This is a genomic window from Maribacter sp. (genome assembly GCA_020629415.1).
Classification (GTDB): Bacteria; Bacteroidota; Bacteroidia; order Flavobacteriales; family Flavobacteriaceae; genus Maribacter; species Maribacter huludaoensis.
Map to the genome: position 1 here is coordinate 9620 of JAHDDL010000037.1, position 25710 is coordinate 35329.

26 protein-coding genes and 2 pseudogenes are annotated in these 25710 nt (G+C 36.7%); 10 read left to right on the forward strand and 18 right to left on the reverse strand.

From position 1 onward, the window contains the following. Positions 1-49: 49 nt before the first annotated feature. From QZ657_RS13735 to QZ657_RS13745, 3 genes are all read left to right on the forward strand, one after another. Complete coding sequence (locus QZ657_RS13735; RefSeq protein ID WP_276470711.1) at positions 50-499, forward strand: 6-pyruvoyl trahydropterin synthase family protein; 450 nt, start codon at positions 50-52, stop codon at positions 497-499. Between the two features lie 83 nt (positions 500-582). Next, positions 583-1569, forward strand: coding sequence for a hypothetical protein (locus QZ657_RS13740; protein ID WP_291962996.1), 987 nt, complete (start codon positions 583-585; stop codon positions 1567-1569). A gap of 74 nt (positions 1570-1643) precedes the next feature. Then, a complete protein-coding gene (locus QZ657_RS13745) occupies positions 1644-2408 on the forward strand; it encodes a UDP-2,3-diacylglucosamine diphosphatase (protein ID WP_291962998.1) in 765 nt (254 codons plus the stop codon). Between the two features lie 643 nt (positions 2409-3051). On the opposite strand, the gene QZ657_RS13750 is transcribed toward QZ657_RS13745, so the two are convergent. The 13 genes and pseudogenes from QZ657_RS13750 to QZ657_RS13815 form a co-directional block, all read right to left on the reverse strand. Continuing rightward, on the reverse strand, positions 3052-4314 hold the full coding sequence (locus QZ657_RS13750) for an MFS transporter (protein ID WP_291962999.1): 1263 nt from the start codon (positions 4312-4314) through the stop codon (positions 3052-3054). A gap of 105 nt (positions 4315-4419) precedes the next feature. Next, positions 4420-4782: a hypothetical protein gene (locus tag QZ657_RS13755; protein WP_291967605.1), complete on the reverse strand. Its 363-nt coding sequence runs from the start codon at positions 4780-4782 to the stop codon at positions 4420-4422. A 378-nt stretch (positions 4783-5160) separates the two neighbouring features. After that, positions 5161-6849 carry a single-stranded-DNA-specific exonuclease RecJ gene (gene recJ / locus QZ657_RS13760; RefSeq protein WP_291967607.1) on the reverse strand — a complete coding sequence of 563 codons (1689 nt, stop codon included), beginning with the start codon at positions 6847-6849 and terminating at the stop codon, positions 5161-5163. Between the two features lie 92 nt (positions 6850-6941). Beyond that, positions 6942-7292 (reverse strand): four helix bundle protein, encoded by a 351-nt coding sequence (locus QZ657_RS13765; protein WP_291967608.1) that lies wholly within the window; start codon positions 7290-7292, stop codon positions 6942-6944. 47 nt (positions 7293-7339) lie between these two features. Beyond that, on the reverse strand, positions 7340-7768 hold the full coding sequence (locus QZ657_RS13770; RefSeq protein ID WP_291963007.1) for an OsmC family protein: 429 nt from the start codon (positions 7766-7768) through the stop codon (positions 7340-7342). 423 nt (positions 7769-8191) lie between these two features. Further along, on the reverse strand, positions 8192-8764 hold the full coding sequence (locus QZ657_RS13775; RefSeq protein ID WP_291967610.1) for a uracil-DNA glycosylase family protein: 573 nt from the start codon (positions 8762-8764) through the stop codon (positions 8192-8194). Positions 8765-8907: 143 nt separating this feature from the next. Next, positions 8908-9252: a HopJ type III effector protein gene (locus QZ657_RS13780; RefSeq protein ID WP_276470701.1), complete on the reverse strand. Its 345-nt coding sequence runs from the start codon at positions 9250-9252 to the stop codon at positions 8908-8910. A 31-nt stretch (positions 9253-9283) separates the two neighbouring features. Continuing rightward, positions 9284-10255, reverse strand: a complete 972-nt coding sequence (locus tag QZ657_RS13785) for a transporter (protein WP_291967612.1) — start codon at positions 10253-10255, stop codon at positions 9284-9286. 3 nt (positions 10256-10258) lie between these two features. After that, positions 10259-11296 carry a cytochrome-c peroxidase gene (locus QZ657_RS13790; RefSeq protein WP_291967614.1) on the reverse strand — a complete coding sequence of 346 codons (1038 nt, stop codon included), beginning with the start codon at positions 11294-11296 and terminating at the stop codon, positions 10259-10261. A 49-nt stretch (positions 11297-11345) separates the two neighbouring features. After that, positions 11346-12221, reverse strand: a pseudogene (locus QZ657_RS17230) (MbnP family protein). A 158-nt stretch (positions 12222-12379) separates the two neighbouring features. Beyond that, positions 12380-12751 carry a hypothetical protein gene (locus QZ657_RS13805; RefSeq protein ID WP_291967620.1) on the reverse strand — a complete coding sequence of 124 codons (372 nt, stop codon included), beginning with the start codon at positions 12749-12751 and terminating at the stop codon, positions 12380-12382. A gap of 93 nt (positions 12752-12844) precedes the next feature. Then, the gene (gene rsmI / locus QZ657_RS13810) at positions 12845-13516 is read right to left on the reverse strand and encodes a 16S rRNA (cytidine(1402)-2'-O)-methyltransferase (RefSeq protein WP_291967622.1); all 672 of its coding nucleotides are present in this window, start codon (positions 13514-13516) and stop codon (positions 12845-12847) included. 120 nt (positions 13517-13636) lie between these two features. Continuing rightward, positions 13637-14329 (reverse strand): hypothetical protein, encoded by a 693-nt coding sequence (locus QZ657_RS13815; protein WP_291967624.1) that lies wholly within the window; start codon positions 14327-14329, stop codon positions 13637-13639. A gap of 104 nt (positions 14330-14433) precedes the next feature. Here QZ657_RS13815 and QZ657_RS13820 point away from each other — a divergent pair, with 104 nt between their 5' ends. The 7 genes from QZ657_RS13820 to arfB all read left to right on the forward strand — a co-directional run bounded on the left by QZ657_RS13820 (position 14434) and on the right by arfB (position 21701). Next, positions 14434-15078: a thymidine kinase gene (locus QZ657_RS13820; protein ID WP_276470694.1), complete on the forward strand. Its 645-nt coding sequence runs from the start codon at positions 14434-14436 to the stop codon at positions 15076-15078. After that, the gene (alr, locus tag QZ657_RS13825) at positions 15071-16177 is read left to right on the forward strand and encodes an alanine racemase (protein ID WP_291967626.1); all 1107 of its coding nucleotides are present in this window, start codon (positions 15071-15073) and stop codon (positions 16175-16177) included. Before QZ657_RS13820 ends, alr begins: the two co-directional genes overlap by 8 nt. An 85-nt stretch (positions 16178-16262) precedes the next feature. After that, positions 16263-16664 (forward strand): large conductance mechanosensitive channel protein MscL, encoded by a 402-nt coding sequence (mscL, locus tag QZ657_RS13830; protein ID WP_276470692.1) that lies wholly within the window; start codon positions 16263-16265, stop codon positions 16662-16664. A 241-nt stretch (positions 16665-16905) separates the two neighbouring features. Next, positions 16906-17895, forward strand: coding sequence for an aspartate-semialdehyde dehydrogenase (locus QZ657_RS13835; RefSeq protein WP_276470691.1), 990 nt, complete (start codon positions 16906-16908; stop codon positions 17893-17895). Positions 17896-17992: 97 nt separating this feature from the next. Beyond that, the gene (locus QZ657_RS13840) at positions 17993-20137 is read left to right on the forward strand and encodes a prolyl oligopeptidase family serine peptidase (protein WP_291967628.1); all 2145 of its coding nucleotides are present in this window, start codon (positions 17993-17995) and stop codon (positions 20135-20137) included. 85 nt (positions 20138-20222) lie between these two features. Next, positions 20223-21212 carry an ABC transporter ATP-binding protein gene (locus tag QZ657_RS13845; RefSeq protein WP_276470689.1) on the forward strand — a complete coding sequence of 330 codons (990 nt, stop codon included), beginning with the start codon at positions 20223-20225 and terminating at the stop codon, positions 21210-21212. Between the two features lie 87 nt (positions 21213-21299). Next, positions 21300-21701: an alternative ribosome rescue aminoacyl-tRNA hydrolase ArfB gene (gene arfB / locus QZ657_RS13850; protein WP_291961400.1), complete on the forward strand. Its 402-nt coding sequence runs from the start codon at positions 21300-21302 to the stop codon at positions 21699-21701. 13 nt (positions 21702-21714) lie between these two features. On the opposite strand, the gene QZ657_RS13855 is transcribed toward arfB, so the two are convergent. The 5 genes and pseudogenes from QZ657_RS13855 to QZ657_RS13875 form a co-directional block, all read right to left on the reverse strand. Then, a complete protein-coding gene (locus QZ657_RS13855) occupies positions 21715-23043 on the reverse strand; it encodes a GntP family permease (protein WP_291967630.1) in 1329 nt (442 codons plus the stop codon). An 81-nt stretch (positions 23044-23124) separates the two neighbouring features. Then, complete coding sequence (locus QZ657_RS13860; RefSeq protein WP_291967632.1) at positions 23125-23595, reverse strand: 3-oxoacyl-ACP synthase; 471 nt, start codon at positions 23593-23595, stop codon at positions 23125-23127. Next, a complete protein-coding gene (locus tag QZ657_RS13865) occupies positions 23582-24193 on the reverse strand; it encodes a hypothetical protein (RefSeq protein ID WP_291967633.1) in 612 nt (203 codons plus the stop codon). The genes QZ657_RS13860 and QZ657_RS13865 overlap by 14 nt, the downstream gene beginning before the upstream one ends. Before the next feature lie 170 nt (positions 24194-24363). Further along, positions 24364-25479 carry an NAD(P)/FAD-dependent oxidoreductase gene (locus tag QZ657_RS13870; protein ID WP_291967635.1) on the reverse strand — a complete coding sequence of 372 codons (1116 nt, stop codon included), beginning with the start codon at positions 25477-25479 and terminating at the stop codon, positions 24364-24366. Between the two features lie 87 nt (positions 25480-25566). After that, a pseudogene (locus QZ657_RS13875) lies at positions 25567-25710 on the reverse strand (acetyl-CoA carboxylase biotin carboxylase subunit); the annotation flags it as partial.

Below are 25710 nucleotides of genomic sequence, written 5' to 3' on the forward strand. Positions count from 1 at the left end.
TAATAAGTACGTTTAAACTTTTGCTACCTTTGCCATATAATTATAGGTTATGAGCAATATTCGTATTACGAAACAATTCAATTTTGAAACCGGACATGCACTTTACGGTTATGACGGTAAATGTAGAAATGTACATGGCCATAGCTATAAATTATCCGTAACCGTTATAGGTAAACCTATTACTGATACCAATCATGTAAAATTGGGTATGGTCATAGATTTTGGCGATCTTAAAAAAATAGTAAAAGAAGATATCGTTGATGTCTTTGATCACGCTACCGTATTCAATAAAAATACACCACACGTAGAACTTGCCAAAGAATTGACGGACAGAGGGCATAACGTCATATTAGCAGATTATCAACCTACAAGTGAGAACATGGTCATAGATTTTGCAGCAAAAATTAAATCTAGGTTACCGGAAAATATTTCATTGTTCTCGCTTAAACTACAAGAAACCGATACTTCTTTTGCAGAGTGGTTTGCAAGCGACAATTAAGTTCAACAAAACTTAACCTTTTACCTTCTTTACAAGCTTTTAATTTGTTTTATTTTTAGGGCAACTCCTTAATATAAAACAACATGACCAAGCATCATATTTATTGGTGGAATCTTGAAAACCTTTTTGATATAGAAAACTCACCTAGACGAAGTGAATTTTTGAATAAACATTTGGGCAAGGAACTTAGCGGCTGGAACGCTGCCGTTCTTAATCAGAAGATTTCTAACCTAACCATGATCATATCAAAATTCAATAATGGTGCAGGACCGGATATCTTGGGAGTTTGTGAGGTAGAAAATGAATATGTTATTGAGCTACTTATAGATGCCATGAGCACTGCCCTTGATAAAAACTACGGTTATGTCATTTCTGAAGGTGATGATAAAAGAGGAATAGACACTGCCCTTATTTATGACAAAACCAAATATGGGCCTGAGCAACAAACCTTTAGTCTTCGAATAATCAAAAGAAATACGACTAGGGATCTATTTCAGGTTCACATAAATACTGCCAATGGCAATAAGCTTATCTGTATATTAAATCACTGGCCGTCTAGATCTGGTGGTGAACTTGAAAGCGAGCCGTTTAGAATTATGGTTGCCGAAAATTTATCGTACTGGATCGAAAGAATCTATGAAGAGCAAGGCGATGATGCCAATATCCTATTAATGGGCGATTTCAATGACAACCCTTACAATAAGAGTATTACCGAGTATTTAATGGCAATTAACAATAAAGCCCTGGTAAAAAGTAATAGGGTACGTCTAAAGTATTTCTATAATATAATGCATCGTTTTCTAGACGCCCAAATAGGTACTTTTGTATTTGGCAATGAATATAATCTCCTGGATCAATTTATGATTTCAAAGAGTATTTTATCAGAGAAATCAGATTTACCATTTAAATTAAGTACTGCAGAAATAATTGCTTACCCTGAGCTAACTTCAGGCTCCTATCAGAAACCGGTAAAGTTTGGCAGGCCTAATTCATCAAGCTTTAATGACAAAGGCTATAGTGATCACCTACCTATTAAGATAGTATTGAGCGAAAAAGATTCTGCCGTTTAGTTTAGAATGGCAAACGCTTATTTTGACCAACGTATTTACGCGGTACGCAAAACAGTTGTTATATTTACATCCTGATGACGAATTTTGAACTTTCAACAGGGAAAAAAGTATATTTTGCCAGCGATAACCATTTAGGCGCTCCTACTATGGCCCAAAGTAGAGTGAGAGAACTTAAGTTTATTCGTTGGTTAGATATGATTAAGTCAGATGCAGAAATAATTTTCTTGATGGGCGATCTGTTCGATTTTTGGTTTGAATACACCACCGTTATCCCAAAAGGATTTACCAGAACATTAGGAAAGCTTGCAGAACTGTCTGATGCCGGAATTAAGATACACTACTTTGTTGGCAACCATGATCTTTGGATGAACGGTTATTTTGAAGAAGAACTAAACATACCAGTGTACCATAAACCTCAACAATATTCCATTAACGGAGTTTCTTTCTTTATTGGCCATGGTGACGGACTGGGACCGGACGATAAAGGCTTTAAACGAATGAAAAAGGTGTTTACCAACCCATTGGCGCAATGGTTCTTTAAATGGTTACACCCAGATATTGGAGTTAGGTTGGCAAAGCACCTTTCTGTTAGCAACAAGTTGATCAGCGGTGATGATGATGCCATTTTTTTAGGCGAAGACAAGGAATGGCTTGTGCAGTATGCCCATAGAAAGCTAGAAACTAAACATTATGACCATTTCATTTTTGGCCATAGACATCTTCCTTTAGAAATAAAACTAAAAGAAAATTCTAAATACACCAATCTTGGAGATTGGATCAATTATTACACGTATGCCGAGTTTGATGGGCAAAAACTTTCACTTAAAGAATTCAGTTAATTTTCATCGAAAATATCGATAAAATGCAAAATTTATCGTGTAGTACTTTTCTTACAACAAGAATTAAGTAGTTCACAACATAAGTTTTATAAAACTAGCTCTTTGTTATATCTTTACAGTGTTATTAAGTTTAAGTGTTGAGCCCAAATCTACACATTGCCTACAAGTTAATTTAGCTTAAAACCAAAATTTTAAGTGTGCTTACTTTAAAGAACAGCCCCTGTTTCAGGGGCTTTTTCGTTGATTACACTTTTTTACCCATTACAATAATTCTGGTGTACCATAAAATCAGTAAACTTTTCATGACTGTAATTTAATAAGATGACCCATTTATTATTTGCAAATAACCTATCTCATATTCATAGTCAAATTGAACACAATCTGAGTCAAATTCAGTTAAATAATAGAACAAACCACATGTAATCTTTTTCTTACATATTAATTTTTGAACTTCACAACAAAAGTTAGTTCAAACTAGTGCTTGCTTTTACCTTTACCCTGTTGTTTAGATTAAGTGTTGATTCCCAAATCTACAGTTTTACCTACAAATTCCCCTGCTTATTGATGAATTTCTTAAGCATTACCTACAATAAAAAAAGCCCCTGTAAAAAGGGGCTTTTTTTACATCATTATTATGGATGTATTAACTTTCGTGTTCTTCAACATCCTTTTGTAAATCTAACTTTCTAAACTTGGGCGAAACAATTGCGGTAAGGCCTACTGTAAGTAGCGTCATGCTACCTCCAAAAACAACCGCTGTTACCGTACCCATCAACTTTGCGGTTAAACCGCTTTCAAAAGCGCCCAATTCATTTGAAGACCCCACAAACATAGAATTTACAGAAGCTACACGCCCGCGCATGTTATCAGGCGTTTTTAATTGTAAAATTGTCTGTCTTATAATCATGGACACTCCATCTACAGCACCACTTAAAAATAAAGCAATAACAGACAGCCAAAAGTAGGTAGACAAACCAAATACGATCATACATACACCAAAACCGAATACAGCTATCAACAATTTCTTTCCTGCATTTTTATGTAACGGAAATCTAGTTGAACCTAACATTGTCAATGCGGCACCAACGGCAGGTGCAGCTCTTAGTACTCCAAAGCCTTCTGAACCTACATGTAATATATCTTGTGCAAATATGGGCAATAACGCTACCGCACCTCCAAAAAGAACGGCAATCATATCCAAGGTCAGAGCACCCAATACGGCTCTAGTTTTAAATACAAAATTCAATCCTTCTTTTAAACTTTGAAAAACGGGCTCACCAATTTTTGGATTAAGAATAGGTTTTTTTGATATGTTGAAGAGTGCCGTCAACGCCAATAAAGAAAATCCGAATATGACACACATAGACCAGTGAACTCCAATAAGACTTATGGAAAAACCCGCTAATGCAGGACCAAGTACAGATGCCATTTGCCATGTAGTACTGCTCCATGTTGCAGCATTAGGATATATTTTTTTTGGAACGATCAACGCTATTAACGAAAAAATAGTAGGGCCTAAAAATGCACGGACCAGACCACCACAGAACACCAAAGCATAAATAGCATAAAGAATTGTTTTAGTCTTATACGTTTCTAAAACTGACGGAAGGCTCAGCATAAATAGGCCAAAACTAATGACAGAGAAACCACAAATACACTTTATCAGTAGATTTCGCTTCTCTTTTTGGTCTACGATATGGCCCGCAAAAAGTGCCATGCTCACTGCAGGTATTACTTCCATTAAACCAATAATACCAAGTGATAATGGATCTTTGGTCATAGAATACACTTGCCATTCAATAACGATAAACTGCATTGACCAGGCAAAGACCATGGCAAAACGAACTAGTAGAAATATATTGAATTCCTTAAATTTTAAGGCTGCATAAGGATCATTAACGCTCATAGTGCTATCGCTAAATAGTGTCCAAAGATATTTAATAAATAACAGGACAAATAAGGTTATGCCAACTAATTAATTCATGGCGGCACTAAAATTTTTTATAGTTTATTATCCTATTCCCAATTCACCGAAAAAAGAATCTAATTCTAGCTTAAATAAAGTACCGCTAATTAAATCTCTAACCTCTATCGCTTCTTGATAACTAACTGCAAAAGTAATTTGATGCGCAGGGGTATTCAACAATAAAGATCTGCATGATTCTTTTGTTTTGCAATCTCCACAAAGATTGCCTTTTCCGTTTTTTATGGTATCTGCAATGCATTTTGAAAAATGACGTAACTCGCCATACGTAAGCAATAATCCAATATCCCTGAAAATTACTTGAACTTTGTTGCTTTGGCCTGGTTTCTCCTTTTTCCATTTAAAAGCTATTCCAAAATCATTTTGGTAAATGGGGTGTATATCGTTCATAAGAATCTGCATAATTTATTATAAATATACACATCTTATTTAGAACTATTATAAATAGTATTGTTAAATGGTAATTTCTATGTCACTTACTTCTGGGCAAAGAATGGTACTTTAGCAATATTCATGGTCTGTGGTTCTGGAATTGCTCGTAATTGTTTATCCGTTTAATCTTCACCTTTTCAATTACAAAATCTACTTGATTTTTTATACACGCATATGGCAAAATGTATAGACTACGTATGCAATAGATCAATTTTCGTTGTTCCAATGGTAGGTTAATGCATAATTTACAACAAAGCACCGCTTATAAAACTTAAGAAGTAAAGAGTAGTTTAATTGCTTCTAAATCTGGCATTCAAATAGCAATGTGCGCTATTTTCATTTAATATCCTTCAACTTCAATTGCAGACTTACATTGCCCTGCCATTCGTTTTCATCAATAGAAAAAACGGCGTTAAAGGGTTTTCTACCTGTTACCAATGATAATTTGTCTCCCATATTAAAACCAATGCCATCGATCCTGTGACTACCCTGTTGTACTACAGAAATTTTTAAATGCGCTTGTTCTTTACCAACACCCTTTGCATACCCCGTATCCTGTAAATCTTCTGCCATAAATATAGGAGACATATTTCCTGGACCAAATGGCGCAAATTGTTTAAGTATACGCATTAACTTAGGGGTAATATCCTTTAATTCAATTACCGTATCTATCGTAATCTCTGGTATTAACATTTGCGGGTCTATGGTTTCTTTAACCACTTTCTCGAACTGGTGCTTGAAATTGTTGTACTGCTCTTCCAATAAGGTCAATCCTGCAGCGTATTTATGACCACCAAATTGCTCTATATAATCTGCACAACCTTCTAATGCATTATACACATCAAAGCCTCTGACCGATCGTGCCGATGCCGCCAACTTATCGCCACTTTTTGTAAAAACTAGGGTGGGTCTATAATACGTTTCCGTTAATCTTGATGCCACAATACCTATCACCCCTTTATGCCATGAATCTTTATACACTACAGATGTGAAACCTTCTTCTTCTTGGTTTTCTTGAATTTGCCCAAGTGCCTCTATCGTAATTTCCTGATCCAGCCCTCTTCTATCGGTATTGAATTTTTCTATTTCGGCAGCAAATTGTATGGCTTGATCCATATTGGTTTCCGTCAAAAGATTTACCGCATGTTGCCCATGTTTCATTCTGCCAGCGGCATTAATTCTAGGCGCAATAATGAAGACTACATCGGTAATGGTCAGCTCTTTTTTATTGATTTGGTCTATGATTGCCTTAAAACCGATTCTAGGCTGCTGATTGATAACTTGCAGGCCATAAAAAGCCAGTATTCGATTCTCTCCGGTTATCGGTACAATATCAGCACCAATTGCAGTTGCCACTAAATCAAGGTAATAGACAACGTCATCTATAGTTTCTCCTCTACGGGAACCTAATGCCTGTATTAATTTAAAACCGACTCCGCAACCACATAATTCATCATAAGGATATGAACAATCTTCTCTTTTTGGGTCCAATATTGCTACGGCACTTGGTAATATTGTACCAGGTCTATGGTGGTCACAGATGATAAAATCGATTCCCTTTTCTTTGGCATAATCAACTTTGTCAATTGCCTTCACTCCACAATCCAAAGCAACGATTAAAGTGAATCCGTTATCCTCGGCAAAATCGATTCCTTTATATGATACTCCGTATCCCTCATCGTACCGATCAGGAATATAAGTTGCTACGTTAGGATAGTAACTTAACAGGTAAGACGACATTAGGGCAACAGCAGTAGTACCATCTACATCATAATCGCCATACACCAAAATATTCTCTCCGTTGGCAATAGCTTCTTCAATTCTGTTTACTGCAATATCCATGTCCTTCATTAGAAAAGGATCATGTAAATCTTCTAACTGAGGCCGGAAAAAGTTCTTTGCCTCTTCATACGTAGAAATACCCCGCTGTAGTAAAAGTTGCGCCACCAAATCATCAACCTTTAACACACTTGCTAAAGCATCAATATCTTCTTGTTTCGGTTTTGGTTTAATTGTCCAGCGCATTTTTTCAAATTAAAGTTCAAGTTCAAAAATCAAGTTCAAGTTCAAAACCCTAAATAGAATCTTTACACCTCCTTAAAAAAATTGAATTTCCGTTACTTTTTATTTTTAATGATTGTTGCTATAATTCGAATTAATTGTTCTAATTCGTCTAATATTTCAACTCTTTTAGATGCATTGCCATAAACTACTTTAGTCAATATCTTAAGATTGACCCTAGACTCCTTCAATTCTTTTAAAGATATAGAAGCTTTATTGATATAATCCTTAACGGTATTTGTTCCTTGCGCTTCACCAAAATTAAGCGCAGAACTCCCAGCTGATCTTAGTAACTGATTACCATAATACTGACCGGTCATATCAGACGGCAAGTCTTTACAAAAAAGTACAATGTTGGCTGCAAAATCAACCAATCCATCTTCAAGGTCAAACTTTTTATCCGGCATAGTTTTTATTTGAACTTGATTTTTGAACTTGAACTTGCACTTATTTTTTACTTTTTATTAAAAACGGTCTTAATCTCCAATTCAGCAAATTGTCTAAACATTTCCATTACTCCGCAGTACTTTTCAATAGATAAATCTACAGCTCTTTGTAGTTTTTTCTCGGCTAAATTTTCACCATGAAAATGATATTCTATGACCACTTTATCATAAAACTTTGGATGCTCATCTGTTAAATTAGCAATAGTTTCAATATGAAACTCATCTACCTCTAACTTCATTTTCTTGAACATTGCCGCTACGTCTAAACCAGAACAACCTGCCAATGAAGACAACATCAATGCTTTTGGTCTATAACCGCTACTATCACCACCATCTTCTTTGGCAATATCCATTCTTAATGAATGCCCAGAAGGGTTATTACTTTCAAAGGACATGTTGCCCAACCATTTTGTGCTAATATGATTTGTAGTACTCATAATTTTCTGTTTTTAGTAGGGTACAAAAATACAACAATATAGGGTGAGGTTTTGTTAGCAATTAGCAATTAGCAATTAGCAATTAGCAATTAGCAATTAGCAATTAGCAAAAGTTAAATTATTCGATTATCAATACCTAACTACTTTCTAATATAATTCACAATGCAACTCTGCTGTCAGTTCGAGTGGTTTTTCATTGAATTAAAAAATGTCTGCCCGCCAAGTAGGAGGGTATCAAGAACCTTTTGGAACGTGAAAGCTTCTCGATACTAATTTTCTCATGCCTCTAAAATTCACTCGAAGTGATAATAAAAAAATCCCTTACTTATCATTTCGAGTCAAGATGTATCCTAATAATTAACATCAGACAATACCCATCTCTAAAAAAGAAAAGATTGCTTAGTGCCTCGAACTGAAGAATAATTATTTCAAAATATCAGCAACCAACCCTTGCAACTCCCCAACAACATCTTCCTCGAACCACGGATTCTTACTACGCCAAAAGCGGTTTACAGGTGATGGATGTGGTAGAAGAAAATACTTAGGCAAGTATTCTTTATAATGCAATACGTTCTCCGTCAAGTTTTTTTTGGCTTGCTTGCCTAGATATTGGTCTTGAGAATATTTACCGATTAGCAATATCAGTTTTACATTTTTAAATTGTTCCCACACTTGAGAATGCCACAAAGGAGCGCATTCCTTTCTTGGAGGCAGATCGCCTGTTTTTCCTTTCCCCGGATAACAAAACCCCATAGGCAGTACGGCAAAATTACTTGGGTCGTAGAAGACCTTTTCATTTACTCCCAACCATTCGCGTAATTTTTTGCCACTGGGATCGTCCCAAGCTTTATTTTCTACATGCGCTTTTCTACCTGGTGCCTGACTTACCAAAATAATCTTTGAATCAATTGAACCGGCAATAATAGGTCTAGGCTCTAATGGCAAGTGCGCCTTACAGACTGTACAACCTCTTATTTCAGTTAATAATTCTTGCATGGTTATGTTCAACTATACTATTAGAAATTAAATTGCCAAGTAAAACACCTCAGGGCAAGCCCATGAGGCATTTAAAGGAAACAAACTTTTAAATTAAAGGCAAGCCTCGGAGTAGTATACTTTTTGGCGGTGCCAATAAACTACTAAAGCAATGCCAATGCTTCGCCATCAAATGACAATCCTTCAAAACCCGTTTTTATAAAGTTTCTTATATTCTGATGAGAAGTGCCTTTTAGGTCAAGTAACACTTCATCAAAATAATACGACCCAAAACATGTCAACGTTTCCTCTTTTGTAAGTCCTTCCTTGATAGCAAAAGAGAATAGTTTACAAGATCCCGAGTTTTGACCAACTTCGTTTCTTACTTCTCCGTTAGTATAGGCCGTTGGCGTAAAACTGTACTTAGAATCTATAACTACCATAGTATCTGAAAAGGAAACCTCTTTAGGTGTGGTGGCCAACTTACTCTTAAATTCTGCTAATGTCATGATTTACTTTTGGTCTTAAATTGGTTATTTCTTATATATTGATATTCAAATATAACGAAACCCTATTTTTAACCTCAACTTTACCCGCATTCAAATTTTGTGAAATAGGCAACATACTAGAAATGCCCAATGCATACCTATTGTAATTAGCTTCAACACCAAAACGGGCAAAATATACTTCTCCACCTGTATCTGGTACAGTAAGAATATACTCTTGATTTTCTTCAAAAATCTCGCCACCCAAACCTATTTGCGGAATAAGTGATACTGACGAGGAAAGGTAATAAGTCTTGTAGGTGTTCAACGCCACATTCCATTGATTACCGAACAAGTAACTTTTACTGTTTTCCGTTTTAATGGTATAGTTCAATAAGGCAGATAAACCCCAATTTCTATGGGTAATTCCATAATTAGCAGCTAAAATATAATCCCAACTGCCGGTTCCCAGTTGAAAACTTGGGTTGACACTGCCTTCAATGTTAGCGGCATCAAAGCTACCTGTGGGTAATTTTATTCCGCCACCAATTTGTAAGGCGTGTTCTGGCTTAATAGAGATGATGCTATCTGGTGTTTGGCGCAGTACGTTATAATATGCCAATACTGTGGCATCTCCAATACCATTTATTGTCTGCTCTGTATTATCGGCAAACGTTCTGTTATGTGAATGATAGGGCAGCAATGCGTTTACCAAAACTCGTTTCCCTACAGGGAATTTACCCCAAGCTTGTACCGTGTTGAAATTTTCATTTATCCAAGGGGAATTATCAAAAATACCATCTCTTGAGCGGTACTTCTGACCTATGTATCTTAATCCCATAAAGTTATTATTTAATCTGGTTCCAAAACCCATACTTCCTCCATTTCCCCCGCATCCGCAGGTATCACAGAAATATTCATAGGCTGTATTTTTCCAAATACACTCAGACTCTGTATCTGGCAAATCATTTGCTTGGACCATAAATAATCCGCCAAGCCAAAAAATATATATTATAATCTTTTTCATATTTTAATATTCTGAAAATCGTTCGTCATTTATAAAAGTGTCATCCGTCAATATTTCAAAAAAAGCCAACAAGCCTTCTTTTTCTTCATCATTCAATGCTATGCCCAATCCGTCTTGGGTTCGTAAAGAATCATCCAATGTTTCTGAATCTACCATACCATTGGTATAAAAATTCAATACCGATTCTAAGCTACCAAACCTGCCATCATGCATGTATGGTGCGGTCAATGATACGTTCCTTAAACTTGGCACTTTAAATTTGTACTTATCACTATCGCTACCACTAACCTCAGCCCTACCCAAATCATTTAATTGTGGATTAGGCGGTAAGCCATTGTTTCTAAAACTGCCATCTGTAAATAAATCCGTAGCGTGGCATGAAGCACATTTTTGCTGAAAAACAGTTAGTCCCATTGCTTCGGTTTCGGTTAGTTGCCCACCTTCTTCATTACGCTTATACTTATCGTATGTACTATTAGAAGAAATCATCATGACCATAAACTGAGATATGGCCTTTAAAAAATTCACGGCATTAACGCCACCCTCATCAAAAGTCATTTCAAATTCTCTTTGATATTCACTATCTGCAATGATCTTATTGATGACACCCGTCATCGTTTCACCCATTTCCACCTCATTGGTGATAGGGATTATTGGAAAAAGATCCAAGTGAGATGTAGCACCATCCCAAGCAAACTCATTAAAGAATGCCATATTTGATATTGACGGCGTATTTCTTGTTCCCTCTAAATCATTTACACCGTGACTAAATTGATGCCCGTGGTGGGTAAACGCGGACCTTTGCTCATGGCAGAAACCGCATGAGATAAATCCGCTAGAGGATAGTTTGCCGTCATAGAATAACTTCTTGCCCAGCTGAAAACCTAATTGTGTTGGCGGATTTGCATCTATGTCATAAGCCAATTCAGGAAAATTCTCTGGAACTTCTACTGTTAAAAGGGTATTCTCTATAGCTACATAATCATCATTACTGCAAGACACCAAAAACAGGGACAGTAATACCCATAAAAGATATTTCATCTGTTAACATTTTAAAATTAGGGCCGCCCGTTGAGCGACCCGAATGTGTTTAGTGTGAATCTCCTGTACCGTTATGTACGTGGTCAACAGTGAACATGCTTGCCGTATTTAGGGCTACAAGTGGCGATTTTTCTTCACTCACCATAATTACGGATTGCTCTGACAAAGAAAGCTTGTTTTCTCCATCTAAAATGACACTGGCATCTGCTACTAGATGAATGATGGGCGACATTTCATCACTTACCAAAGCATCTGTTCCTAAACTTAATGTAACCTCTTTATAATTATCCAAGCTAGAACCATGGCTACCCATGTGCACCTTAAAGTCCGTTGCTTCGGTTACCGTTTCAGAAGTAAACGTACCCTCAAAATTTAAAAACTTGTAGCCTGCTTGCCACGACCACATCATATTTGTTTCTTCGGCCACTGTTAAAAAGTCTCCCTGACCTTCTGCTCCTTGCAAGTATTTTTCTTGGTCTACACCTATACCAAAAGTTACGGATACGTAAGTACCTGCCGGTATGTTCTCCAATACTACTTACGTATTGCCCGTTTCTTCACTGGTAACAAAATAGCTGTCATCTTTTTCATAGGTAAAAACTTCGCCCATATTATTTGTTAACCTAAAATTACTGACTATGTAATTTAGCCTTGTAATGGTCAGTGTTTCGTTCTGCGAATTTGTGTAACTTGAGGTTGCCAGTATCAAATCATCTGAACCAACAGCGTTGTCAAATTCTAGGGTTATACTATTCTCACCCATTAGCTCATCTGTTGTATCATCATCACTGCTACAACTTGCAAATGCACTTAGAACAAGGGTTCCAATTAAAAGTCTGTTTATAAATTTCATCTTTATTATTGTTATTATCCAGATATAATTCACCCTTAAATATTCTGGGCAGAACCCAAAACATAATGGCATATTACATCTTTGTTTACGCAATGGTTTTACCTAATGACTATGTATTAGGTTTGATTTTGAAATAATTGATTATGTCCACGACTACAGGTTTTGTGACGTGGTATGGATATACAACAGTATACACCTTTTAAAAAAGGCATAAGAATGTTTAGTTGTATTTAAGATAAGAAGTTTGGTGGATGAAAAACAGTCGATATAAACTGTTGCTCATTTAAGTTAGGATGCATTGAAACTACTCTTGTTTCAACTATTGTACTTTGAAAATCACAATCAAGAATACTAACAAAACCAATAGGATATTCACGAAGATCTGCGGAAGGAATATCTTGACGATCTTCTTGTTGCTGCTTTTTTATTAATTGAGATAAATAACATTTTCCATCGCAATTAAGCATCGGTTTATCTTTATTGATACATAAAACCTCAGCTATGTAATCTTGGTTAATGACATACTCCAATACAGGCAACACCGGCTTTACCATAGCTGTGAGGTATAACAGTATAAATGTATATGTGAGAATTTTTTTCATTAAAACCGAATCAAAGATAATTCTGATTTTAAAATTTTCTTATTTATTTTTTGGAATTAACACAAAACCTATTAGACAACAGTTTTGCAAAATTTACCTATTGCCGCCTACGATAATAACAATTTCTCCTTTTGGTGGTTTTTCTGTAAAGTGCTTTAGTACTTCCTCTGTAGTACCACGAACAGTTTCTTCGTAAAGCTTGGTCAACTCTCGGGAAACCGAAATAGGTCTTTCTGCCCCAAAATATTCCACAAAGTTCCCTAATGTCTTTATAAGTTTATGTGGAGATTCATAAAAGATGATAGTACGTGACTCTTCTGCCAACAACTTTAATCGTGTCTGTCTACCTTTTTTTACGGGTAAAAACCCTTCAAACACAAATTTATCATTTGGCAAACCGCTATTGACCAATGCAGGCACAAAAGCTGTTGCTCCCGGTAAACACTCTACCTCAACGCCCGCTTCTACACAGGCACGGGTTAAAAGAAATCCTGGGTCAGAAATTGCCGGGGTACCTGCATCTGAAATTAACGCAATGTTCTCGCCCCCCTTTAGCTTTGCTACCAAATAATCTACCATTTTATGCTCATTGTGCATATGGTGACTTTTCATTTGGGTACCAATTTCAAAATGATGTAATAATTTTCCGCTGGTACGTGTGTCTTCCGCCAGAATTAAATCTACCTCCTTTAAAACCCTAATGGCCCTAAAGGTCATATCCTCTAAATTACCGATAGGTGTAGGTACCAAATAAAGCTTTCCCATGTGTTTATAAGTAAAAGCCTTCAGGTAGACCTACAAGGCATTGTATTGAAAATTTTAGTTTAGATTATCGAATAAAAAACCCAACACAAGTGCTGGGTTTGCAATACGCATATTTTATTGTTAAGAGAATCTACGAGATACCAACTCTATGAATCTTTCTTCATATGATTCTTTACCAAGCCAGTTATTATAATCTGGCTTTACCATATTCTGTATGAATGAAATGGAACGTTCTTCCGTATCTATAGTATTCAATTGAGATAATACACGGTTATAATCTTCCATATTATCATTGAACAAATGCTTTACAAATGCCAAACGATCGTTCAAATCTACTTTTACATTACTTTTTGCCAAACGATCATTTAATGATTTTGGTGCTGCCCCTGCCTGCTTTAAATCTTCTTTAGAGGGTGTAAACAATTCCTTATCATTTTTCATAAGATTGGGCTTTGACATAAACTCCGTCAAAACATCTTCTAGCTGATCATTATCTGGCATTTCAGAAACAAAACCTTTAATAGTATCCATTCCTGGGTACTTGATGATATCTTCTTCATGCGGATTACTCTCCGGTACTCCCGTATTACCTCTCATTACGGCATTTGCCATTTCCTCAAATTTTGCCGCAATGGCATTTTTAGAAACATCAACTTCCATGTCATTAAGTTCTACCTCAATAAACCTAAGAACGGCCAGTTTCTCATAAAGGTTCTTTGAAACCTCATACAATTTGGTGACATCATCTAAATTATCGGCAGTCAAAATTTCTGTAGATAACTTTCTCAATTCCAGTTTCAACTTATTTTTCATCTCACAATTTTTACGGTAAAGACCTAAATAGCGGGTTTTTTAAATACCTTTATCATTCTTAAATAATAAACGAAAAACCGATTATTTTCGTCTAAAATTACAAAATGTTTCTTGAAAACACAGTTAATCCTAAAGAACAATTCGGCTGGATAGAAGTCATTGCCGGGTCTATGTTTTCTGGAAAGACAGAAGAATTGATCCGTAGACTAAAGCGAGCGCAGTTTGCCAAATTAAAGGTTGAGATATTCAAACCCATGGTAGATACGCGTTATGATGATGAAATGGTAGTATCTCATGATGCCAATGAAATTCGTTCTACTCCCGTACCCGCAGCAGCCAATATCCGTATTCTGGCAGACACGTGCGATGTCATAGGTATCGATGAAGCCCAATTCTTTGATGATGAAATAGTTACCGTATGTAACGATCTGGCCAACAAAGGTGTTAGAGTTATTGTTGCAGGACTGGACATGGACTTTAAAGGAAAACCTTTTGGTCCCATGCCCGCCCTGATGGCAACGGCAGAATATGTTACCAAAGTACATGCCATTTGTACACGTACCGGTAACCTTGCCAATTATAGTTTTAGAAAATCAAGTAACGACAACTTGGTCATGCTAGGCGAAGTAAACGAATATGAACCTTTAAGTAGAGGGGCATATTACAAAGCTATGCTCAAGGAAAAGGTTAAAACAATGGACGTCAAATCTGAGGAAATCGACACCCTCAAAAAGAAGGAAAATGGCTAAGGCAGAAGAGACGGTTTTAGAAATTGACTTGCAGGCGTTGGATCATAATTACAGGTATTTACGCTCTAAACTTAGGCCTGAAACTAAATTTATGGCAGTGGTAAAAGCCTATGCCTATGGCAGTGATTCCGTCGCTATTGCCAAACGTCTTGAACATTTGGGTGCAGATTATTTTGCAGTAGCTTATGTAAACGAGGGCATAACACTAAGGGAGGGTGGTATTACCGCGCCCATATTGGTTCTTCATCCACAAAAAGTTCATTTTAAAACGCTTATAGAAAATCATCTTGAGCCCAGCATATATTCCAAAGCTATTCTATCCGGTTTTATTGCAACGGCCAAAGAACTGGGCGAAACAGATTATCCTATCCAATTAAAATTCAACACCGGTCTCAATAGACTTGGCTTTTCTGCCAGTGAATTACCGGAGGTCTCTACATTAATTCAACAACAAAGTGCGATTAAAGTAACGGCATTGTTATCTCATTTGGCCGCTACTGAAGATGCTAATGAAATAGACTTCACGACCCTTCAGCTGCAACGGTTCAACACAATTTGCAAAAAGGCAGATACCTTATTTAAGAACAGGACCTTAAAACATGTACTAAATACTTCCGGTATCATAAATTATGCGCAGGCCCAATATGATATGGTTAGAAGTGGTATTGGACTATATGGTTACGGAAACCAGCCAGAAATTGATACAGAGCTACGGCCGGTAATGACCCTTAAAACTATAATCTCACAAAAACATATTATAGAAAAAGGGGAGTCTGTAGGATATAATCGTAAATACAAATCTGATCATAAAACCATAACGGCAACCTTGCCTTTAGGTCATGCAGATGGTATTGGGCGAGAATATGGCCGTGGAAAAACATACGTACTCATACACGGAAAACTAGCTCCAATTATTGGAAATGTCTGTATGGATATGATAATGGTAGATGTCACCAATATAGAATGTGAGGAAGGGGACGAAGTAGAAATTTTTGGAAAAAACCTTTCTGCGAACCAATTTGCAGAAACCGCACAAACCATAACGTATGAAATACTTACGGGACTTTCTCAACGTATAAAACGTGTTTTAATAAATTGAATTCTTAACATTTCATTAAGGAATCGTTTTTTTTAGTAAATTGCGTTACTTTTATAATTTAACCATTAATATAAATTAAGTAAACATGTTAAAAGAATTCAAGAATTTTATCATGACGGGTAACGTCATAGATTTTGCTGTAGCTGTAATTTTGGCCGGAGCAGTAGGATTAGTAGTAAACGGATTTGTTGCCGACATCGTTATGCCGGTTGTAGGTCACTTCGCTGGTGGAATTGATTTTGCCGATATGAAGATCGTTTTAGATGAAGCTGTTGTTGCAGCTGATGGTACCGTTACAACTGCTGAAAATGCAATTCGTTGGGGTGCATGGATCAACACCATCGTTAACCTTATCATTGTAGGTTTCGTAATGTTCATGATCGTTAAAGCTTATAACAAAACTAAAACTCCTCCAGCTCCACCTGCACCAGCAGGACCAACTGCAGAAGAGTTATTAGCAGAAATAAGAGATGCTTTAAAAAAGTAATCTTAAATGTACTCCCTAATAATAGGGAACCGTTGCACTGCAACTTACATTAATTAAAACCGTCAACTTTGTTTCGCTAACATTGTTGACGGTTCTTTTTTTACTACCCTTTCGTACTTTCTACAACAAACAATAATGTTACAAATTAAACATTTTGTTATATTTTAATTATTCTGTTATTTTTTACTTGTGCAAGTACCAGTAATACGTATTTTTGCCGCTTAATAAAATTGATTTACAAATGAAAGTAGCTGTAATAGGTGCCACGGGTATGGTAGGCGATGTAATGTTGAAAGTATTGGCCGAACGTAATTTTCCGTTAACGGAGTTGTTACTCGTAGCCTCTGAACGTTCTGTAGGTAAAAAGATGACCTTTAAAGGAAAAGAGCATACGGTCATCGGTTTAGCAGATGCTGTAGCAGCAAGACCTAATATTGCCATATTTTCTGCAGGGGGGGATACTTCCTTAGAATGGGCTCCTAAGTTTGCAGAAGTGGGTACTACGGTAGTAGATAATTCTTCTGCCTGGAGAATGGATCCCACCAAGAAATTAGTTGTTCCAGAAATTAATGCTCATGAGCTTACTGCCGAAGATAAAATAATTGCAAATCCTAATTGCTCTACCATACAATTGGTAATGGCATTGCACCCTTTACACAATAAATATAAAATGAAACGTGTAATTGTATCCACCTATCAATCGGTTTCCGGTACAGGGGTAAAAGCAGTAAAGCAACTGGAAAATGAAATTGCAGGTGTACAAGGCGAAATGGCATATCCTTACCCTATTGGCAGAAACGCATTACCTCATTGCGATATTTTCATGGAAAACGGATACACCAAGGAAGAAATGAAATTGGCCCGTGAGCCACAGAAAATTCTTGATGACCGTACATTTTCCATTAGTGCTACCGCTGTTCGTATACCTACCGCTGGCGGACATTCAGAATCTGTAAACGTAGAGTTCGAAAATGATTTTGAACTTAATGAAGTACGCCGTCTGTTGAACGAGATGCCAGGTGTTACCGTTCAAGACAATCCAGATACGAACACGTACCCTATGCCCATATATGCCCATGATAAAGATGAGGTCTTTGTAGGTCGTATACGTAGAGACGAAACTCAAAGAAATACCTTGAATATGTGGATCGTGGCAGACAACCTTAGAAAAGGCGCAGCTACTAACGCAGTACAAATTTCAGAATACTTGGTAGAAAAAGGCTTAGTTTAATTTATATCCTATACAACGTTAAAACCTTCAGAACATCACTGTTCTGAAGGTTTTTTTATGGTATTTTAGTAGAAAATGAACTACTCATGAAAAAGTTATGCCTGCGCTTCTTCTGGTTGCGCTCATTTTTTCTTGTAAAAACAAACCTAAACCTCAACCTATTACCGTGAAATATCCTGTTACAGCAAAAGTAGATACCGTAGACAACTATTTTGGCACTGATGTAAAAGACCCTTACCGTTGGTTAGAAGATGATAGAAGCCCAGAAACCGAAGCTTGGGTAAAACAACAGAACAAGACTACATTTGATTACCTAGAAAAAATACCATTCCGCAACGACCTAAAAGACCGATTAGAAAAATTATGGAACTATGAAAAGTTGGGCTCTCCTTTTATAAAGGGAGACTATACCTACTTTACAAAAAACGACGGTCTACAAAACCAATACGTAGTTTATAGGACAAAAGGCGAAGAAGAACCAGAGGTATTCTTGGACCCAAATACCTTTTCCGAAGATGGTACAACTTCTTTGGCAGATTTGAGCTTTACAAAAGATGGAACATTAGCTGCCTATCTAATTTCCGAAGGTGGTAGCGATTGGCGAAAGGCTATTGTTCTAAATGCCGAAACTAAAGAAGTTGTGGAAGACACCTTGTTCGATATTAAATTCAGCGGACTATCCTGGAAAGGCAAAGAAGGGTTTTATTATTCTAGCTATGACAAACCAAGAGGTAGTGAACTCTCTGCCAAAACAGACCAACACAAGGTTTACTATCATAAACTAGGTACGGCACAGAAAGATGATGAACTTATATTTGGTGGTACACCTGCAGAAAAACATCGCTATATTGGTGCATATGTAACTAATGACAATAGGTACTTACTAATTAGCGCCTCTATCTCTACTTCTGGTAACAAACTGTTTATCAAAGACCTAGAAGATCCTGAAGGATTACTTATCCCCATCGTAGAAGATACTGAATCTGACAATTATGTAATTGATAATATTGGCTCTAAACTTTATATAGTTACAAACAGGAATGCACCGAACAAAAAAATTGTTACGGTAGATGCCAGTAGTCCACAAGTTGAAAATTGGGTAGATTTTATTCCGGAAACCGAGCACGTTTTAAATCCTACTACCGGTAGTGAATTTTTCTTTACAGAGTATATGGTCAATGCCATTTCTAAAATAAAACAATACGATTATGATGGCAAACTCATTAGGGAAGTAGAATTGCCGGGTATTGGCTCAGTTGGCGGATTTAATGGCGAAAAAGAGGATAAAGAACTGTATTTCTCGTTTACAAATTACAATACACCAAGTTCTACTTATAAATATAATCCTGCAACGGGTAAATATGAACTGTTCTGGAAACCTGAAATAGATTTTGACCCTGCAGATTATACTTCTGAACAAGTTTTTTACGCTTCAAAAGACGGCACCAAAATACCTATGATCATTACGTATAAAAAGGGAACCGAATTAAATGGCAAAAACCCAACGATTCTTTACGCCTATGGCGGATTCAATGTAAGCTTAACCCCATCTTTCAGTATCGGTAACGCCGTTTGGATGGAGCAAGGTGGTATTTACGCCGTACCAAATCTTCGTGGTGGTGGCGAATATGGCAAAAAATGGCATGATGCGGGTATTAAAACCAAAAAGCAAAATGTATTCGATGACTTTATTGCCGCTGCTGAATATTTAATAGCGAACAACTATACATCAAAAGAGTATTTGGCTATTCGCGGAGGTTCTAATGGCGGATTGCTAGTTGGTGCCACCATGACACAAAGACCAGATTTAATGCAAGTTGCCCTGCCTGCTGTTGGGGTTATGGATATGTTGCGCTATCATACATTTACGGCTGGCGCCGGATGGGCGTATGATTATGGTACTGCAGAAGATAACCAGGAGATGTTTCAATATTTAAAAGGCTATTCTCCCGTACATAATGTAAAACCAGGCACTGCCTACCCTGCAACTTTGGTTACCACGGGCGATCATGATGACAGAGTGGTTCCTGCCCATAGTTTTAAATTTGCCGCAGAGCTTCAAGAAAAACAAGAAGGTACCAACCCCACATTAATCCGTATAGAAACCAATGCCGGTCATGGTGCGGGGACTCCTGTGAGCAAAACCATAGAGCAATATGCAGATATTTTTGGCTTTACGCTCTATAATATGGGTTATACGGAATTACCAAATAAAAGTGTTTTAAAAGAATTTAAGGAGTAATCTTTACCTTAAATCAATAAATTATTGAAAAATCCGTTTCACATTGGAACGGATTTTTCAATTTTGCATTCCTAAGAACAAAAGCATGTTACGAGTAGAGAACCTTTCATTTTCATATGATAAACTTCCAGTTTTAGAATCCATTAATTTACGTATTCAACGTGGAGAACATGTGGCTATCATTGGTGAAAGCGGGTGCGGCAAAAGTACCTTGCTCAAGCTAATGTATGGTTTAATGGATTTGGAACAAGGCGAAATTTTCTGGGAAGATGAGCAAATTTTAGGCCCTGCATTTCACCTAGTACCAGGTATGCCCTTCATGAAATACCTGTCTCAAGATTTTGATTTGATGCCGTTCATTACCGTTTCTGAAAATATAAGCCAGTACCTATCCGTATTTTATCCTGATGAATTAAAAGAACGTACCCAAGAGCTTTTAGAGATGATCGAGCTTACCGAGTTTGCCGATAAAAAGGTGAAAACTTTGAGTGGCGGGCAACAACAACGCGTTGCCTTGGCTAGAGTATTGGCACAAAAACCAGAAGTGCTTCTTTTAGACGAACCTTTTAGTCATATTGACAATTTTCTTAAAAACAGCTTACGCCGTAATATTTTTAATTATTTAAAAGAGAATCTCATTACCACCATTGTTGCCACACATGATGTGCACGATGTTTTACCATTTGCCGATCGTGCAGTAGTTTTACGTGACAAAGAAATAATAGCCAGGGCAAGACCTATGGAGCTCTATAAAAATCCAAAAAGTTTGTACGTTGCATCACTTTTTGGGGAAGCCAGCATGATCTCTATAGATGTGCTTAAAACATATGCGAATACCAAAAGAAAGATAATTGTGTATGCACATGAGTTTAGGGTATCGCCTTCACAAGGTTTTCATGTTACTGTAGAAAAAGCATACCCAATGGGCAGTCATTATTTAACGGAGAGTAAAAGCGATGAAAATGAAACCATCTTCTTTAATGCAGATAAACTATATCCCAAAGGGAAAGAAGTATTCTTGAACGTCGCTATTGAAACTATCAATCAACGTATACAAGAAGCTGCGACCAATTAATTCCAGTCCCTTATAAGAAGGTATCTATTGCTATTTTTAACAATTACAGGAGGATTTCTTTTTGTTTACATTTGTTAAAATCTTGTTGTGAACAAAGAGCAAATACTTACGGAGTTACAATTTAAGGCTATACGGAGTAGCGGTCCTGGTGGTCAGCATGCCAATAAAGTATCTTCTAAAGTAGAATTATCTTTTCATATAGAAAATTCTGCCGGATTGACAGATCGACAGAAAAAGAGGCTTCTTCTCAAATTAGGAAATAAACTAAGTAAAGAAGGTTTTTTACTATTACAGTGCGATGAATCTCGCAGCCAACATAAAAACAAAGAATTGATTATTAAAAGATGCTTTAAGCTTCTTGAAAGATCTCTAATTGTACCCAAGGCAAGAAAGAAAAGTAGACCAACTAGATCATCTATTGAAAAAAGATTGAGGAGCAAGAAAATTTCATCCTTGAAAAAACAAAACCGGAGTAAGCCAGACTATTAATAGCTATACCCCTTTATGCGAAGATGGAATAGAATACAAATACAGTTATGGCACCTGTAAGACCAAGAACTCCCGTTCCCAATCCAAATAGTCGATACCCTGTTTTTACGTTCATACCGCTCATTTGTGTTACTACCCAAAAAAAGCTGTCGTTCGCATGAGATATTACAGCAGAACCTGCCCCAATAACCACTACGACCAAAGCTTTTTGTATTTCGTTATCAAACCCCAAAGAGGACATCATAGGCATTATGATAGATGCCGTAGTTACCAGTGCCACCGTAGAAGATCCTTGGGCCGTTTTTAAAGCCGCCGCTAATACAAACGGCAAGAAAATACCCATGTTATAGTCGGTCAAGGTTTGCCCTAGAATTTCTGCGATGCCTGAGTTTTGTAGTATTTTACCAAAAATTCCGCCAGCACCGGTAATCAATAATATGGAAGCCGCATCTTTAATTGCCTTACCTACCCAACCCGCAGAAGAAAGCATATCATAATTCAATTTTTTAGGTAAGAGCAAACATAAGAATACGCCAATTAATAATGATATAACCGGTTCACCCACAAAATTGATGAAATCTAATAGTCCGTTGCCTTGTGCAATATCCATTGAATTTAAGACGGACTTCAAGACAATTAGAAAAATAGGTACTAGAATGGGTATAGATGCTTTTAAAGCACTGGGCGAATCTTTAATGTCTTGTTCTGCTTCGAGCGCATCTTCAACATTTGGTTCTATCATGGTTTTTGATGCATACTTTTTAGCGAATATGATTCCTACAATCAAAGCCACTATACTTGTTGGAAATCCGAAAGCGATGACCAAACCTAAATCTGCCCCAAGAATACCTGCCGCAGCTATAGGACCAGGAGTTGGCGGTACCATGGTATGCGATGCCATTAAGCCCAAACCTAATGCTATTGCAGGACCGGCAATTGATATTTTGGCTTTCCTGGAAAGACTTTTATTTAAGGGATGTAGCAACATAAAGCCACTATCTGCAAAGACAGGTATTGATACAATATAACCAATGATACCCATTGCGGTTGTTACCCGTTTCTTCCCTATTACACCCAACACTTTCTCCGCAATTGCAAATGCGCCACCGGTATGTTCTAAAAACGCACCGATGATGACCCCGAGAACTATTATCAACCCAATTTTACCTAGTGTACCACCAAAACCATCATTGATAGATACAATGATATCAGTATAAGGCATACCGGCAAAAACACCGTATAAAATGGAAATGATAAACAATGCTAGAAAAGCATGAATCTTGAGTTTTGTCGTCAATATAATTATGGCAATGACTGCGAGAAGTAAGTAGAATATTTCCATGATTTATTTTTTATGTTATTTGGAGTACTTCATAAGCACTTAAAAAGTGTCAAGGAAACAAATTTTTAAAAACAATGAACACTATCCAATACTCACTATAATTAACTCCTTCCCGTTAAAACTAAAAACATCTCCTACTTTCTTACCAAATACAAGTTTACCTATTGGCGTTGCGGCAGAAATACAGTAGACCGACTTAGGCTTACTTTTAAACTCCCCTGCGGATATTGCTATGTAATAAATGAATGCGTCTGTAACGACCAAACTACCTAAACCTACCGTTGGAGCATTTCTATCTTTTGGAACTTTTGATAATAGTTGTTGCGTTTTTTCTAATTCTGCCAGCTGCTGACCTAGTTTTTCTCGCTCTAGCTGAATCATGGCACGACCGGTTTCATGCTTATCGCCAGCACTACTCTTTGTCTCTGAGGCAAGTGCCAACTCCAACTCCTTAATTTGATTTTGTATTCTTGTCAACCTATTGTCAACGAAGTTCACGCAAAAGTCGTAAGCGTCTTTTTTTAAAATCTCAAGTGATTCAATTTCCTTCAATGTGATATAGATCTGCCAGTTTATAAATTAAGTAATTTACAATTTGAGTATCACTTTCCCCTCCATTGATCATGTTTTGAATCTCAATTTCATGTTCAGCTTTAAAATATTCCAGATCGCCTGAGCGATCGTCACTGAAAATATTCCACGATTTCAATCCGCTTAACATTGCCTTGTGTGCTTGGTACTGGTTTGTAATGGCTTGGACCTTCTTCTTATCTACACTAACCGAAGATTCCGTATCGTTTAGCAACTTATAGTTTGCCGTAATTTGGGCATCTGCTTTTTCCGCTTCGGTAATAATCTTAAAATAAGCTCTTGAAACTAAAGATTCGTATTTGGATTTAAATCGTGAATTAGCATTATCATCAGCTTCCAATACCATTTCTTCATCTGTACTGGCATATAAATCATTTACCTTATATGCATTATCGGCAATAAGAGATTGCTTCCAAGCCTCACTCTTTATATATTCTTTCCAAACTTTTGCATATTCTCGCTTGTAATGGGTTTTTGATAAACTACAGCTATTAAGACAAATTAAACCTATAACGGTGATAAGCATGGCCGAAGTAACTCTTCTGTTCAATGTTTTCATATAGTATAAGTGCGATTAAAAACCTTCTTAATAATTTACTGTTCCAAGGCAAACCAATAAGTGCATTTTGGCAATTGACAATCTATGGTATTTCCAATTTATAAATAAAAAGATGAGTAGCCCGGACTTTTTGATAAGAATTTAAAAAATGGAGATAAACAGTATTTATCCTACGCTATTAAATTGGCCAAATTTTTACCAACAATACTACCAATAGCAATACCCATACCTCCCAAACGGACTCCACAAGACACATTATCAGAAACTTGCTTTATGATGGGTTTCTTCTGTTGACCAACACCCATTATACCGCTCCAATTATAATCAATTTCATAAGACTGCTCTGGCAAAATGACTGTTTTTAATAATTGATTAAGCTTATTCTGAACCAAGTGGGTATTGCCAAATTCTGTCGTTTCTTCTGCTTTAAAGTCCAAATTACGACCACCGCCCAATAAAATTCTATTGTCAATATTGCGGAAATAATAATAGCCTTCTTCTAAATGGAACGTTCCTTTAATATTTAGGCCTTTAATTGGTTTTGTAATCAACACTTGTGCCCGCGCAGGTTCCACGTTCTCAGATAATAATTGGGCGGCAAAGCCATTTGTAGCAATCAGTAATTTATTGGTTGTAAAATCCATATTATCGGTTTTAACCAATACTTCTGCACCTGTATCTTCAAAAGAATTTACTTCTGTTCCATTTAAAATATTGATGTCTTTTTGATACGATAATTGCAGTAATGAATACATCATTTTACCGGTATCTATTTGTCCTTCATAAATCTGGGAAATATAATTACCATTAATTCCACTGAACTTAAACCTGTTTGGTAAAACTTTGAATGCATCTTTTCCAAAAACGGGCCGTAATAGCCCGTTGACATATTCTACTTGTCCTAAACAACTCTCATATAACGCTACATCCTTGTTTAAAAACAATTCATGCCCACCATTGTTCTGATACCCGATTGCATTATCACCTAAAAGTGTACGAAGCGATTGTATTCCATCAAATCGATCTTGTACCAATTGAAAAACCTCTTGTTCTGAATGTGTTTTTAAGTCGGATAAAATTTCAGAAATACTACCAAAACAGGCGAACCCTGCATTTTTGGTACTGGCACCTTGTGGAAGCTTTCCTTTTTCCAAAACAAGAATTCGTGCCTTCGGATGCATTCTTCTTAATTCTAATGCACAGTTTAAACCTACGACACCACTACCAACAATGGTAAAATCGATATTTGAAAACCAAGATTTTTGTTCCCAGTAGCTTAAATTCATAGAAGTATTCAAAAGACGAGATAAGATAAAAAATCAATCTGGAACAAGCGCATAAAAAAACTCCAACATAACTGTTGGAGTTCATTATTAATTTTCTGGTTGAGGATTCATTTTAAAATCGTCCATGAAAGCTGTTGTGTAATTACCGGCCAGATAATCTGGATGGTCCATTAACTGCCTGTGGAACGGTATGGTCGTTTTAATTCCCTCTATTACGAATTCATCTAAAGC